The 13,488-nt window shown below is 60.1% G+C and carries 13 protein-coding genes; 9 read left to right on the top strand and 4 right to left on the bottom strand.

Annotation, left to right across the window (positions count from 1 at the left end; genetic code table 11):
- On the bottom strand, positions 1-420 hold the full coding sequence (locus tag F6S08_RS28020; RefSeq protein WP_027605268.1) for a hypothetical protein: 420 nt from the start codon (positions 418-420) through the stop codon (positions 1-3).
- 241 nt (positions 421-661) lie between these two features.
- Between F6S08_RS28020 and F6S08_RS28015 the strand changes: the two genes are divergently transcribed.
- The 4 genes from F6S08_RS28015 (at position 662) to hrpB (ending at position 6,180) form a co-directional block, all read left to right on the top strand.
- Positions 662-1,234, top strand: a complete 573-nt coding sequence (locus F6S08_RS28015; protein ID WP_065946567.1) for a restriction endonuclease subunit S — start codon at positions 662-664, stop codon at positions 1,232-1,234.
- Positions 1,227-2,699 carry a class I SAM-dependent DNA methyltransferase gene (locus F6S08_RS28010; protein WP_065924988.1) on the top strand — a complete coding sequence of 491 codons (1,473 nt, stop codon included), beginning with the start codon at positions 1,227-1,229 and terminating at the stop codon, positions 2,697-2,699. Before F6S08_RS28015 ends, F6S08_RS28010 begins: the two co-directional genes overlap by 8 nt.
- A 155-nt stretch (positions 2,700-2,854) precedes the next feature.
- Positions 2,855-3,619, top strand: a complete 765-nt coding sequence (locus tag F6S08_RS28005; protein ID WP_315872647.1) for a hypothetical protein — start codon at positions 2,855-2,857, stop codon at positions 3,617-3,619.
- A 53-nt stretch (positions 3,620-3,672) separates the two neighbouring features.
- Positions 3,673-6,180: an ATP-dependent helicase HrpB gene (hrpB, locus tag F6S08_RS28000; RefSeq protein ID WP_315872646.1), complete on the top strand. Its 2,508-nt coding sequence runs from the start codon at positions 3,673-3,675 to the stop codon at positions 6,178-6,180.
- 79 nt (positions 6,181-6,259) lie between these two features.
- Here the strand turns inward: hrpB and F6S08_RS27995 are convergent, their stop codons facing one another.
- Entirely contained in the window at positions 6,260-7,348 is a 1,089-nt protein-coding gene (locus tag F6S08_RS27995) for an endonuclease/exonuclease/phosphatase family protein (RefSeq protein WP_137211998.1), read from the bottom strand.
- Between the two features lie 40 nt (positions 7,349-7,388).
- A complete protein-coding gene (locus F6S08_RS27990; RefSeq protein ID WP_065925008.1) occupies positions 7,389-8,048 on the bottom strand; it encodes a YciC family protein in 660 nt (219 codons plus the stop codon).
- A gap of 180 nt (positions 8,049-8,228) precedes the next feature.
- On the opposite strand from F6S08_RS27990, the gene F6S08_RS27985 reads away from it, so the two are divergent.
- From F6S08_RS27985 to F6S08_RS27975, 3 genes are all read left to right on the top strand, one after another.
- Entirely contained in the window at positions 8,229-8,972 is a 744-nt protein-coding gene (locus F6S08_RS27985; protein WP_092358238.1) for a DUF2076 domain-containing protein, read from the top strand.
- Between the two features lie 117 nt (positions 8,973-9,089).
- Positions 9,090-9,566 carry an NYN domain-containing protein gene (locus F6S08_RS27980; protein WP_024077544.1) on the top strand — a complete coding sequence of 159 codons (477 nt, stop codon included), beginning with the start codon at positions 9,090-9,092 and terminating at the stop codon, positions 9,564-9,566.
- Between the two features lie 46 nt (positions 9,567-9,612).
- The gene (locus F6S08_RS27975; RefSeq protein ID WP_065924992.1) at positions 9,613-10,224 is read left to right on the top strand and encodes a PolC-type DNA polymerase III; all 612 of its coding nucleotides are present in this window, start codon (positions 9,613-9,615) and stop codon (positions 10,222-10,224) included.
- 298 nt (positions 10,225-10,522) lie between these two features.
- Here F6S08_RS27975 and F6S08_RS27970 read toward each other — a convergent pair whose 3' ends face one another.
- Positions 10,523-10,984, bottom strand: a complete 462-nt coding sequence (locus tag F6S08_RS27970) for an Lrp/AsnC family transcriptional regulator (protein ID WP_315872645.1) — start codon at positions 10,982-10,984, stop codon at positions 10,523-10,525.
- Positions 10,985-11,145: 161 nt separating this feature from the next.
- Here F6S08_RS27970 and yedA point away from each other — a divergent pair, with 161 nt between their 5' ends.
- Both yedA and F6S08_RS27960 read left to right on the top strand, forming a co-directional pair.
- The gene (gene yedA, locus F6S08_RS27965) at positions 11,146-12,042 is read left to right on the top strand and encodes a drug/metabolite exporter YedA (protein WP_065924994.1); all 897 of its coding nucleotides are present in this window, start codon (positions 11,146-11,148) and stop codon (positions 12,040-12,042) included.
- A 48-nt stretch (positions 12,043-12,090) separates the two neighbouring features.
- Positions 12,091-13,428 carry a DEAD/DEAH box helicase gene (locus F6S08_RS27960; RefSeq protein ID WP_065924995.1) on the top strand — a complete coding sequence of 446 codons (1,338 nt, stop codon included), beginning with the start codon at positions 12,091-12,093 and terminating at the stop codon, positions 13,426-13,428.
- Positions 13,429-13,488: the final 60 nt, after the last annotated feature.

The following is a 13,488-nucleotide window of genomic DNA, read 5'->3' as shown; positions in this document are numbered from 1 at the left end:
TTAGGCGGCGGGTTGCAGGCCCAGGAGCGCAAGTTGTTGCACGCTGCCCTTGAACTGGATCATGCGTGGATCGTCCAGCGGCAGGGTGCGACCGGTTTCCTTCTGGATGATGCTTTGCAGCTTGGCGTTGTCGACCTTGCCGTCGGCGCCGATGGCTTCGTGGAGTTTTTCCGGGTCAACCTGGGCAGTCTTGCCGGGTTCGAAATAGATCGCGCCCGTGGCGAAGTCGACGCCGAATGCGATCAGGCCAGGGATCACGTAGAACAACAGGCCCACGGCATCGAGCACGGCAATGGTCGGGTCGATCTTGCCATCGATCTGGCCACGGCGGTCGGGGTAGAAAATCGACCCGCAGGCGGTGAGTTGGCTCAGCAGGGTGACGGCGAGGACACCGCCGATGACACGGGAAGCGATACGCATGGAAAATCTCCTGTAAGAGCGAGCTTGCTCGCAAAAGAGGCTAAAAATAACGCTTGGGCTTGAATGTGCGTGGTGCTCTTGGACTTATGCCGTCGGCATCAACATCTGATACTTGGAACGCCGTAAACAATCTGAAACGTCACAAATAATTATATGCAGTAGCAATCTACTGCTTGCTTGTTATGCAGGCCGTGACATATATTGCCGCAACATTACAGAAGAGCTCTACAGCGTTGACCTTATGAAGCTTACCAAAATTCGCACGGCAGTGGTTTTTAGAAGCAACCCACCTCAGGAAAATCCAGACGGCAATGTGCGTGCGGTAGCGATCAGAGACCTGGTATCAAGCAAGCCACTGCATTGGCATGAACTCCCTCGCGTGTGGCTGGATGAAAAATATCTGTCCCATTGCCTGCGTCCAGGCGACGTTGTCCTGCCCTCACGCGGAGACTATTACAAAGCCTGGTTTTTTGAGGGCGCTGAAGAGCCTGTGTTTCCAATGGGGCAGTTGAACGTAATTACCCCCGAAGCCAACTTGAATGGTCGTTTCCTTGCCTGGTATCTCAATCAGCCCGCAACGCAGGTAAAGATAAGTGTGATGTTGACGGGTACCGGCATTAAGGCACTCACCAAATCGGCCCTGCTTTCCTTGGAAATCGAAGTTCCGGCGATGGACAGGCAAAAGCAAATTGCTGAAATGGACGAGACCACGGAAAAGATGGCCGCTATCAGGCACCGTTTGAGCGAGCTTGATCGATTGGAAACGACATTTCTCACTAACCTCATTTTGCGAGAGGGGGTTCGCCATGCTTGATCAAGACAGGAAAGGTGAAATTGACGAGGCTGTTTTGCGAAGTGCCGATGTCTTTCGCGGGTACGGTGATCCGATTGAAAGCGTCAGCTTCACCATGGCGCTGCTCTTGCTCAAGTACTTGTCCGATGTGCTTCTTGACGAGCCTCGCAAAGAACATAAAGCGATGGAGGACGCGCGCTTTATTGTGCCTGAGAAAGCGGACTTCTATCGATTACTGAGCAATGCTCGCGAGCCGGGAAATGGCAATCGTCTGAACCAGGCTCTTGCTGCATTGCAGAGTGCTAATTACGAATTGAAAGATGCCTTTCTGGGCATAGATTTCGACTCCATCGTACTGGGTAATGAGACGCCAAAAGACCGTGCCCTGGGTAGCCTGCTTCACGCATTAAATTGTGACGCGCTGGATTTTCGCCCTGTTCGAGATGGCGCGAAAGAGGCTGCAGCTTGGGCGTGTGACGCGGTTTTGACGCATGCCTCAAGCAACAGTGGTAAGCGAGGTGGTGAGTTTTTCACGACGCCGCAGATTTCCAGGTTGATGGCTCGTTTGATGCGGCCCGTAGGGGGTGAACGCATAAGTGATCCGTTTTGTGGCGTGGCTTCCACACTGATTGCCTGCAACGAATATGCTCTGAAATCGCCTTGCACGTGGGGGTGTTCACTCTATGGGCAAGAAGCTAACGGCAGTACTTTATCGTTGGCGCGGATGAGTATGATCCTTCACGGTGAAACCCATTTTCGGCTGGAGTGGGGAGATACGCTACGCAATCCAAAGTTGGTGGAGGCGAACGGCGATCTGATTAAGTTTCAGGTGGTGGTCTCTCATCCTCCCTTTTCCGTTCGGGACTGGGGCCATGAAGATGCTGAGAGAGATGGATATCGGCGTTTTTGGCGAGGTGTTCCTCCGCGCACTTCGGGTGACTACGCGTACATAAGCCACATGGTTGAAACGCTCGCATCTGAAGTTGGGCGCATGGCTGTGCTCGTGCCTCTGGGGGTGCTTTTCAGAGGCGCCGCAGAGCTGCAAATCAGAAAGCAATTTATCGAAGAGAATTTGGTTGATGCAGTGATTGGTCTGCCGGCCAAAATGCTGTCGTACACATCAATCCCGTTGGCAATTCTGATTCTGCGTAAGAACAAGTCGGGTGATGATGTGCTCTTTATAGATGCCAGTCGTGATTTCCAGCCAGGAAAGATTTGGAACTCGCTGCGCGATGCTGATCTGGATCGAATTGAGCAGACTTACGATAACCGCCAAAGTGTAGAGCGTTATGCAACGCTGGTTTCACGCACGGAAATTGAAGCGAATGATTACAACCTCAATGTGGCCCGCTATGTCGAGATAGCCGAGGATGAAGAGCAAATTGATTTAGCGATCTTGCGGGCGGAGCGTGCTCAACTCAAAACAGAACTTGAAACACTTGAGGCGAGGTTGACACAGCTTCGTGAGTGGGTCGGTCATGTCTGATCATTAACGGATCGGTGAAAATCATCAGAAACAAAAAAGCCCACCGAAGGGTGGGCCTTTTTTTGAATCACTTTCGTACGTCCGTGGGGGGAGGCTTTCGCCAACAAGTCCCTCGGCTAGTGAGTCGACTATAGGGAAGTACTGGGATGTCGTCAATGTCATTGTCATCGACAGCTACGTGCGCGGTCCAGCCAGAGATGGCTGCGGCGGCGCAGATTGCGGGCTTGGAGCCTATTCTCTTTATGGGAGCTGTACCCGAGATGCGCCACCTTCAAGCCTTGCGAGCGTCTCTTTCAGAGGCAAGAATTGCGACGTATGAGTCGGCCACTGTGGGTGCGGGTTTGCCAATAGAGCGTGCAGTAGAGCTTTATGCATGGAATGCGCAAGTATCCGGTGTCTTTCTGATCCCCTTACATATCTGCGAAGTGGTTGTACGAAATGCTGTCTCCGAGGCGCTGATTCTTAGATACGGGTCTGAATGGCCGTGGAGTGTTGGCCTGTTGCGCAGCCTTCCTACTGGCGCAGGGGCGAGATACGACGCGAAGATGGACCTGGGTCGAACCCGTGAAAAGCACCGAACAACGGGTGGCGTTGTTACAGAGCTCAAAAATGTATTTTGGGAAAAACAATTCACCAAGCGAAATGATCAGCGGCTATGGGAGCCCTATCTTTTCCAATTGTTTCCCAACCTTGATCCCAGTGGATCAGTGAAACTCCATCGACAGCGAATTGCTTGCGACTTGGAGACGATACGCCACCTGCGAAATCGAATTGCCCATCACGAGCCTATTTTCAATCGCAATCTCCACAGCGATTTACAGAAAATTTGTGAGCTGGTCGAGTTCCGTTGTTCTGATACGGCATCCATGATGCTCCAGGCTCAGCATGTAATGGAGGTTCTGAAAGCGCGACCGTTTTGAGTCGTGCATTAGAAAGGGCATTGTTATCATTCCCGACCTATTCGGGAGCCAGTATGAATTCGTTGCCCATTGATGATGTTTTACCCGCCCTGCGTGACGCCTTGGCGAATCGCCATGAAGCCGTGCTGGAAGCGCCGCCCGGCGCCGGTAAAACCACCCGCGTGCCCTTGGCCTTGTTGAATGAGCCTTGGCTGGCGGGGCAGACCATCCTGATGCTCGAACCCCGGCGCCTGGCCGCCCGTGCCGCCGCGGAACGCCTGGCCAGCGAACTGGGGGAGAAAGTCGGTGACACCGTCGGCTATCGCATCCGTCTCGACAGCAAGGTCGGGCCCAACACGCGCATCGAAGTGGTCACCGAAGGCATCCTCACCCGTCGTTTGCAGGACGATCCGGCACTGGACGGTGTCGGTCTGCTGATCTTCGACGAATTCCACGAGCGCAGCCTCGACGCCGACCTGGCACTGGCCTTGAGCCTGAACGGCCGCGACCTGTTTCGCGACGAGCAACCGCTGAAAATCCTGCTGATGTCCGCCACCCTTGAAGGCGAGCGCCTGGCCAGCCTGCTGGACGATGCGCCGATCCTGCGCAGCGAGGGGCGCATGTTCCCGGTGCAGATGCGTTGGGGGCGGCCGTACCAGGCCGGTGAATTTATCGAGCCGCGCGTGGTGCAAACCATCCTCGAAGCCCTGCACGATGAAACCGGCAGCGTGCTGGTGTTCCTGCCGGGTCAGGCGGAAATTCGCCGGGTCAACCAGCAACTGGCCGACGCCCTGGGGAATAGCCCTGACGTGTTGCTCTGCCCGCTGCATGGCGAGCTGGACCTCAACGCCCAGCGCGCGGCCATCGATCCGGCACCGGCCGGTAAACGCAAAGTGGTGCTCGCCACCAACATCGCCGAGACCAGCCTGACCATCAACGGCGTGCGTGTGGTGATCGATGCCGGGTTGGCGCGGGTGCCGCGTTTCGACCCCGGCAGCGGCATGACCCGCCTCGACACCCAGCGTATCTCCCGCGCCAGCGCCACCCAGCGCGCGGGCCGGGCCGGGCGGTTGGAGCCGGGGGTGTGTTATCGGTTGTGGTCCGAAGACCAGCATGAAGGGCTGGCCGCGTATGGCAGTGCGGAAATCCTCGCCGCCGACCTCGCCGGCCTGGCCTTGCAGCTGGCGCGCTGGGGCGTCACGCCCCCACAGCTCGTGTGGCTCGATGTGCCACCCACCGCCGCCTATGCCCAGGCCCAGGATTTGCTGGTACGCCTCGGGGCCTTGAATGACGAAAAACTCACGGCACATGGCCAGAAGATGGCCGAGCTGCCGGCCCATCCACGCATCGCCCATTTGTTGCTGCGCGGGCAGGACCTGGGGCTGGCGGCCACGGCCTGTGATGTCGCGGCACTGTTGGGCGAGCGCGATATTTTGCGTGGTGGCGGCGCGGATTTGCACAGCCGCCTGGCGCTGATGTCCGGTGAAGAGCGTGCGCGCGGTACTCAAGGCGGCGTGCAACGCGCCAAGCAACTGGCGCGGCAATACCGTGGCCATTTGAGAGGCCAGGCGACCCGGCCGGTGGCCGACCCCGACCACCCGCGCTGGCTCGGCGCCTTGCTGGCGCTGGCCTACCCGGACCGTGTCGCCCAGCAACGTCGCCCCGGCGGTGCCGAATATCGCCTGGCCAATGGCCGCGCGGCATTATTCGCCGAGGCCGACAGCCTGATGAAACAACCTTGGCTGGTGATCACCGACCTCGGCAGCCGCCAGGGCCAGCGTGAAGAGCGTATTTATCTGGCGGCGGACTTCGATCCGGCGTTGTTCGACACGGTGCTCGCGGAACAAGTGCGCAACGTCGATCAACTGGACTGGGACGAGCGCGAAGGCGTGCTGCGCGCCGAACGCCAGCGCAAAGTCGGTGAACTGGTGCTCAGCCGCGAACCGCTCACCGGCCTCGACGAAGCCGCGCGCAGCCAGGCGCTGGTCAACCTGGTGCGGCGCAAAGGCCTGGAGCTGCTGCCCTGGACCCCGGAACTGCGCCAATGGCAATCCCGCGTCCTGCTGTTGCGCCAGTTGGACGCCGGCAAAACCAGCGAATGGCCCGACGTCAGCGACAGCGCCCTGCTCGCCGGGCTGGAGCACTGGCTGATGCCCTACCTGGGCAAAGTCTCGCGCCTGAGTCACTTCGCCAACCTGGATATCTCCAGCTACCTGCACAACCTGCTGCCCTGGCCGCTGCCCCAGCGCCTGGACGAACTGGCACCGCAGCATGTGAAGGTGCCATCGGGTTCATCGGTGCGGTTGGACTACAGCGAACAGCCGCCGATCCTGGCGGTGCGCTTGCAGGAACTGTTCGGCCTGGCCGACACCCCGCGCATTGCCGGCGGGCGCCAAGTGGTGAAGTTGCACCTGCTGTCCCCGGCGCGGCGGCCGGTGCAGGTGACCCAGGATCTGGCGAACTTCTGGCGCAGTACCTACGCCGAAGTGAAGAAGGATCTGAAGGGCAGGTATCCCAAGCATTACTGGCCGGATGATCCGCTGATAGCCGAGCCGACCGCGCGGATCAAACCCCGAAAGTAAGCGTGGCAGAGATTCAAATGTGGGAGGGGGCAAGTCGAATCGTCGCACCGGCCCTCCCACATTAATCTTGTTGTGTGGGTTATTGCGCGGCGGGCAACAGGAACCGCGCAATCACCGGCAGATGGTTGGAAATACGCAACGTATCCTCCTGCCGCACCTTGGCCTCCACCCGCTTGATCCGCGGGCTGTAGAACAGGTAATCGACGGTGCGATCCGGGCCATCGATGCTCGGGTCATTGGGAAAGTACGTCAGCCATTTCTCACGATCAATCCCACTGGATTGGCTGTTGCTCGGGATCATCGGGTACTTGTCCCACAGTAAATGCAGCTCGCTGTCCGGCGAATACTGCCCGCGCTTACCCGCCTCCAAACGCAGGAACTGCCCCAGGGGCAGCAGGTTGAAATCGCCGCCGATCAGCCAGGGCGTGCCACGGCCTTCGAATTTATCCAACAGCTTGACCGTGCTGATGACCTGTTCCTGCACCGCACTGCGCCCCGGCGCGTCGCCATCCAGGCGGGTGTTGAGCACCGCCAGTTGGCCGCCATCGCTCAGCGGCAGGTAGGTCAGCAGCAAGGCCGGCTTGGGTTGGAACTGGCGGCTGATGATATTGGCCTCGGGCGCCGGCAATTGCAGGCGTTCGGCGTGTTCGATCTGGTAGCGGCTCAGGGTGGCCAGCTTGCGGCCGACGCTGCCGAAGATATGCCGGTCGGGCACGAAGTCGGCTTTCCAGTCGAAGGCCTGGGCACTGCACGGGTAGAGGTCGACCAGGCGCTCCTGCAAAAGCGCCAGTTGGTCCTGATAGTGGGAAGGCTTGGCGTTTTCGTCGAGTTCCTGCAACAGCAGGATGTCGGGTTGTTCATCGCGAACCACCCGCGCCACTTCGTCGAGGCTGGCGGCCATGTCCTCTACGGTGGGGCGGTCGTCCGGGCCGCTGCCGTCGGCAGTGTCGTACCAGAACACGTAGTTCTTGCCGGCCAGGTATTGCACGTTCCAGGTCATGACCTTGAGCGCCTGCCCGGGCAACAGGGTTGGCGCACGGGGCGCGACGCAACTGACGGGCAGGGTCTCCTTGGCGGCGGGGCGCCAGGTCAGGCTGTAGATCAGGGCCGTCAGCAGGCCTGCGACGATCAGCAGGCCCAGCAGGGTGATGCGCAATAAACGGGTCATCGGCTCGGCTTATGGCGTTTCAGGAGTGGCGTGGAGCATATCACCGCGCGTCGGCATCGCCACCGATCAGCATGAATAAACGGAACAGCACCACGCTGGTGAACAGTTGCAGGAAGCTGTGGGCGCTGTCCATCAACAGCCCCAGCAGCGGCGCGGGGTTGGGATAGGCCGCGACGCTGGCGCCCTTGAGCAGCCACAGGGGCGTCATGACACACAGCAGGCACACCAGGATTCGCCAGAAATGCCCACGGGTCAGGCGCAGACTTTCCTTCATCGCCTCCAGCGCCGGCATGCCGCGCAATACCAGCAGGTACTCGGCGAACGCCAACACCACCATCAGCCACAGGCCCGGCAGGAAATACAGCGACAGGCCCAGCAGAATCAGGAGGGTACTCATGGCGGTCAGCAGGGCGAAGCGCGGCCACAGGGTCAGGGCCATGGCCCAGATGTCCTTGGTGCGCGGCGACTCGCCACGGGTGCGGGCGTCGAGAAACAGGATCAAGGCACCGGTGTACAGCGGGTACACCAGCAAGCCCACCACCACGCTGTAGCCGGGGAACGCATCCGCGCCGAGCGTGTGGTCGAGCAGCTGTTGCAACAGGGCTTCGAGGATCACCAATGGCAGGCACAGTTGGACGATTGCGCCCAGGTTGCCTCGGGTAAAACGGAAGGAGTCACGCAATACGTCTAACGGATTCATCGGGTTCATCGCAGGCCTGAAAGCAAGGGCAACACTTTAACCGATCATGGCCAGCGGTAAGCAAATGTAAACCTTGAGTAAAGACCATTGAAACAACTCGTAACACCCCCATAACGGTTAAGCACCTGGCCTGATCACAGGCAAGGCCACGATTTCTACCGGCAATCTAACGAGGTCGCCATGAACAGCGAAGAGCAAACCCTGATCGATGGACTGTTTTCACGGTTGCAGCAAGCCGAAACGGACTCAGCCCCCCGCGACGCCCAGGCCGAAGCGCGGATCAAGGAGCATATGACTCGCCAACCGGCCGCCGGGTACTACATGACCCAGTCGATCCTTGTTCAGGAACACGCGCTCAAGAGTCTCGACGCGCAGAACAAGCAACAGGCGCAGCAGATCCAGCAATTGCAGGATGAGTTGCAGCGGGCCAAGTCCGCACAAGCGGCCCCGGCGAGCGGCGGTGGTTTCCTGTCGAGCATCTTTGGCGGCGGTTCCCGTGATCCGCAACCGGCCCAGAGCGCTCCGGCCTCTTCCGGCGGCGGCTGGCGTGAACCGGCGCGGCCGTCCTTTGGCCAGCCAGCGCCGCAACAGAACTATCAGCAGCCGCAGCAACCTGCCGCCGCGCCCATTGGCAGCGGATTCCTCGGTGGCGCGATGAAAACCGCCGCGGGCGTGGCCGGTGGTGTGTTGCTGGCCGAAGGCATCAGCAGCCTGTTCAACCACAACTCGCAACAGCCGCAGGTGGTGGAAGAGATCATCCGTGAAGAGCCGGCGCCCGCCAGTGACAACGGCAACTGGGGCAACGACGACCAGAAGTTCGCCGGCAATGACAGCTGGGGCAGCGACAATGCCTCGGACAGCTTTGCCGACAGCGACTATTCCGACGATTCCTCTTCCTTCGGCGACGACGATTCCTTTGTCTGACCCTTCCGGCCCGGGGCGCTGAGCCGCCCCGGTCTGATTTTTCCCGGCAACCTTCTCGCGGCTGGCATACTGGCACCCTTTCCGGGCCCTGGCGCCTGGCTGTCATGGGGAAGTGCGGTGAAGAAAATTGCAGTGTTCGCCGATGTACAAAACCTCTACTACACCGTCCGCCAGGCCTATGGTTGCCATTTCAACTACGCCGCCCTGTGGGCTGATATCAGTTCGCGTGGGCAGATCGTCGAGGCCTATGCGTATGCCATCGACCGCGGTGACAGCAAGCAGCAGCAGTTCCAGCAGATCCTGCGCAACCTGGGGTTCACGGTAAAGCTCAAGCCGTATATCCAGCGCAGCGACGGTTCGGCCAAGGGTGACTGGGACGTGGGCATCACCATCGACATCATGGACGCCGCCGACCACGTCGACGAAATTGTGCTGGCCTCCGGTGACGGCGATTTCGACATGCTGCTCGACCGCATCATCCACAAGCACGGCGTCGAAGCCGTGGCCTACGGTGTACCGGGGCTGACGGCCAACTCATTGATACGTGCCGCCAGCCGCTACGTGCCGATCGAAGGCGCGTTGCTGCTCAAATAAGCACAGCGGCTTAATAAATAAAGGGTTAGACGGAGTTGGAACAGGTTTGGAACGTATAGCGGTCATCGACTTTGAAACCACCGGCATCACCCCGAGCAGCCACTGCCGGGCCACGGAAATCGCGGTGGTTATCCTCGAGCGCGGCCAGATCGTGGACCGCTACCAGAGCCTGATGAACGCCGGTGTGCGCGTGCCCGGTTTTATCGAGCAACTCACCGGCATCAGCAACGCCATGCTGCGCAGCGCCCCGCCGGCCGAGCGGGTGATGAACGAAGTCAACGAATTCGTCGGCACCACGCCGCTGATGGCGCACAACGCCGCGTTCGACCAGAAGTTCTGGGATTTCGAACTGGGCTTGATCCGCCGCACCCGCCTGCAAAAATTCGCCTGCTCCCTGCTGCTGGCCCGCCGCCTGATGCCGGCTGCGCCCAACCACAAGCTCGGCACCCTCAACGCCTACGCGAAACTGCCCCACACCGGCCAGGCCCACCGCGCGCTGGCGGATGCGGAAATGGCCGCGAACCTCACGGCACACCTGGCCCAGGAACTGCGGCGTACCCATGGCTTGCGCGAACTGTCCCACGACCTGCTGTGCACCCTGCAGAAAGTGCCGGCGGCGAAGATCAATGAGCATCTGAAGAAACATCGCGGGTTCTGATAGAACAACGTCGTTCAAAAAAATGTGGGAGGGGGCTTGCTCCCGATGGACATAGGTATCTAAACAACTTTGGCTCAACGCTCAACGCCCGGCAGATAGAGCTGTTGTGGTGAGCGGGCTTGTCCCGCGTCGGGCTGCGTAGCAGCCCCAGTAGAGAAGAACGCGGTGTATCAGACACTCTGTAGAGGCTGGTTTTGGGGCTGCTTCGCAGCCCAACGCGGGACAAGCCCGCTCGCCACAGGGAGATTTGTCAGGGTCTGGAAGGTTGTGTAGATACCCATGCCCCGATGGCGGTAGATCAGGCAACCGTTTTGCCATTGACCTCCAACTGCCCCAACGGCACCCGCCGCTCGATCGCGCTCGACAAAATGATCGAGGTCTTGCTGAAACCGAACTTCGCTATTCGATTGATCAGGTTCTCCAGCTCAGGCATCGAGCCCACCGCCGCTTGCATGATCACGCACGGATCGCCCGTTACCCGGTGGCATTCGGTCAACTCCGGGATTTCGGCCAGTGCGTCATAGACCTTCTGGTTGCCGTGGTTGGTCAGCCGCAGTTCGATCACGCACTGAATCGGCAAGCCCACTTTCGAAAAATCCACCTTGGCCTGGTACCCGGTGATCACCCCGCTGGCTTCCAGCTTGGCCACGCGTTCGGCCACGGCGGGGGCGGAGAGGTTTACCGTGCGGGCCAGTTGCGCGTAGGAGGCGCGGCCGTCTTCGAGCAGGGCGCTGAGGAGCATGCGGTCGTATTTGTCCATCGGAAGGCTCCAGTTGCGCGTGGCTTTCGAAAGCATGGTTTATAGCCCTCATAACCATGTTTTGAAAAGTGTATGGGCGGTTTAAACAGGTTTTGTAACTTATGTTTAACAACCTGCCTTTTTAGAATAAGCCTCTCTTATCTCTGCCTTCGAGCCGCCCAATGCCTGGCACACGTCGCTTTCCCTTACCGTTGATCGCCGCCTTTTTTGCACTGTATGTGATTTGGGGTTCCACCTACCTGGTGATTCGCATCGGCGTTGAATACTGGCCACCGCTGATGCTGGGCGGCATTCGCTTTTTGCTGGCGGGTGCGGCGATGTATGGCTTTTTGCGTTGGCGTGGGGCGCCGGCGCCGACCTGGGAGCAGTGGAAGGCCGCTGCCAAGATCGGTATTTTGCTGCTGACCTTCGGCAATGGCGCGGTGAGTGTGGCCGAGCACACTGGGGTGTCGTCCGGCGTGGCGGCGCTGGCGGTGGCGACCGTGCCGTTGTTCACCTTGCTGTGTGGGTATTTCTGGGGCGCGCGCAATACCCGGCTGGAATGGGCCGGGGTGATCCTGGGCATGATCGGTATCGCCATGCTCAACATGGGCAGCACATTGCAATCGAGCCCCATGGGCGCTGCTTTGTTGTTGTTTGCAGCAGCGTCGTGGGCGTTTGGTTCGGTGTGGAGTCGGCGCCTGCCGTTGCCGCCGGGCGCTATGGCCAGTGCCGCAGAAATGCTGGTGGCCGGGGTGACACTGTTGATCGCCAGCGCGCTGACCGGTGAGCGCCTGCAAGCCATGCCGCCGCTGGAAGGCTGGCTGGCCCTGGCTTACCTGGCCGTGTTCGGCTCGATCATCGCCTTCAACGCCTATATGTACCTGCTCAAGCACGTACGCCCGGCAGCCGCGACCAGCTATGCCTACGTCAACCCCGCCGTCGCAGTGTTGCTGGGGATTGTGTTCATCGGCGAGACCATCGGTCTGGAAGAGGCCCTGGCCATGCTGGTGATTATCAGCGCCGTGCTGTTGATCAGCCTGCCCCAGTGGCGAAAGCCCAAGCCGGAAATAAGGTAAACTGCCGCGCATTACGCCCTTGCGCTGAATTTTTCCTACGGTAACTACATGACTTTCGCCACACTTGGCCTGATCGAACCCTTGCTGCGCGCCCTTGAGACGCTCGGCTACCAGACCCCGACGCCGGTGCAGGCGCAAGCCATTCCGGCGGTGCTCGCCGGTCGCGACCTGATGGCCGCGGCCCAGACCGGCACCGGCAAGACCGCCGGTTTCGCCGTGCCGCTGCTGCAACTGCTGACCATGGAAGGGCCGAAAGTCGCCGCCAACTCGGCGCGCGCGCTGATCCTGTGCCCGACCCGTGAGCTGGCCGAGCAGGTTCACGCCAGCGTTGCCGAATACGCCCAGCACCTGCCGCTCACCACCTACGCGGTGTACGGCGGAGTGAGCATCAACCCGCAGATGATGAAGCTGCGCAAGGGCGTCGACATACTGGTCGCCACGCCGGGCCGCCTGATCGACCTGTTCCGCCAGAACGCGCTGAAACTCAACCAGCTGCAAACCCTGGTGCTGGACGAAGCCGACCGCATGCTCGACCTGGGCTTCTCCGAAGAACTGGCGAACATCTACCGCATGCTGCCGAAAAAGCGCCAGACGTTACTGTTCTCCGCGACCTTCTCCGATGACATTCGCCTGCTGGCCGGGCAGATGCTCAACGACCCGCTGACCATCGAAGTCAGCCCGCGTAACGTCGCCGCCAACACCGTCAAGCAATGGGTAGTGCCGGTGGACAAGAAGCGCAAGGCGGAGCTGTTTGTGCACCTGATGCGCAAAGGCCGCTGGAAGCAGGTGCTGGTGTTTGCCAAGACCCGTAACGGCGTGGATGCGCTGGTGGATAAGTTGCAGGGCCTGGGCATCAACGCCGATGGCATCCATGGCGACAAGCCGCAAGCCACGCGCCAGCGCGCGCTGGACCGTTTCAAATCGAGCGAAGTGCAGATCCTGGTCGCCACCGATGTAGCGGCCCGTGGCCTGGATATCGAAGACCTGCCGCTGGTGGTCAACTTCGACCTGCCGATCGTGGCGGAGGACTACATCCACCGCATCGGCCGGACCGGTCGCGCGGGTAACACCGGTGAGGCGATTTCCCTGGTGTGCGCCGATGAAGTCAACATGCTGTCGGCCATCGAGATGCTGACCCGCCAGACCTTGACCCGCAAGATGGAACAGGATTTCGAGCCGGAACACCGCGTGCCGGATACCGATGCCAGCGGTCAGGTGGTGAAGAAGCCGAAAAAACCGAAGAAGCCCAAGGCGTCCGGTGGTGGCGGTGGTAAACGCAACCTCGGCAAGTGGGTGGACAGTGGTGAAGTGGCGCCGTCGGAGCCTTCGATCAAGCCGGTGCGTAAGGTGCCGGTGTTTAATACCGGGCCGCGTAAGAAGAAGTGATTTTGCGGGGTGGCTGATGGCCTCATCGGGGGCAAGCCCCTCCCACATTTTGAATGTATT

This window comes from Pseudomonas sp. JV449 (assembly GCF_032424295.1).
GTDB lineage: Bacteria > Pseudomonadota > Gammaproteobacteria > Pseudomonadales > Pseudomonadaceae > Aquipseudomonas > Aquipseudomonas marginalis.
The sequence above is the reverse complement of the archived record's forward strand: the minus strand, read 5'-3'. Positions and strand labels throughout refer to the sequence as shown.

Excerpts from the sequence above, each read along its gene's own strand:
- F6S08_RS27990 (WP_065925008.1), bottom strand. The coding sequence starts at position 8,048 with ATGAATCCGTTAGACGTATTGCGTGACTCCTTCCGTTTTACCCGAGGC.
- F6S08_RS27970 (WP_315872645.1), bottom strand. The coding sequence starts at position 10,984 with ATGGACAAATACGACCGCATGCTCCTCAGCGCCCTGCTCGAAGACGGC.
- yedA (WP_065924994.1), top strand. The coding sequence starts at position 11,146 with ATGCCTGGCACACGTCGCTTTCCCTTACCGTTGATCGCCGCCTTTTTT.
- F6S08_RS28020 (WP_027605268.1), bottom strand. The coding sequence starts at position 420 with ATGCGTATCGCTTCCCGTGTCATCGGCGGTGTCCTCGCCGTCACCCTG.
- F6S08_RS28015 (WP_065946567.1), top strand. The coding sequence starts at position 662 with ATGAAGCTTACCAAAATTCGCACGGCAGTGGTTTTTAGAAGCAACCCA.
- hrpB (WP_315872646.1), top strand. The coding sequence starts at position 3,673 with ATGAATTCGTTGCCCATTGATGATGTTTTACCCGCCCTGCGTGACGCC.
- F6S08_RS28010 (WP_065924988.1), top strand. The coding sequence starts at position 1,227 with ATGCTTGATCAAGACAGGAAAGGTGAAATTGACGAGGCTGTTTTGCGA.
- F6S08_RS28005 (WP_315872647.1), top strand. The coding sequence starts at position 2,855 with ATGTCATTGTCATCGACAGCTACGTGCGCGGTCCAGCCAGAGATGGCT.
- F6S08_RS27985 (WP_092358238.1), top strand. The coding sequence starts at position 8,229 with ATGAACAGCGAAGAGCAAACCCTGATCGATGGACTGTTTTCACGGTTG.
- F6S08_RS27960 (WP_065924995.1), top strand. The coding sequence starts at position 12,091 with ATGACTTTCGCCACACTTGGCCTGATCGAACCCTTGCTGCGCGCCCTT.
- F6S08_RS27995 (WP_137211998.1), bottom strand. The coding sequence starts at position 7,348 with ATGACCCGTTTATTGCGCATCACCCTGCTGGGCCTGCTGATCGTCGCA.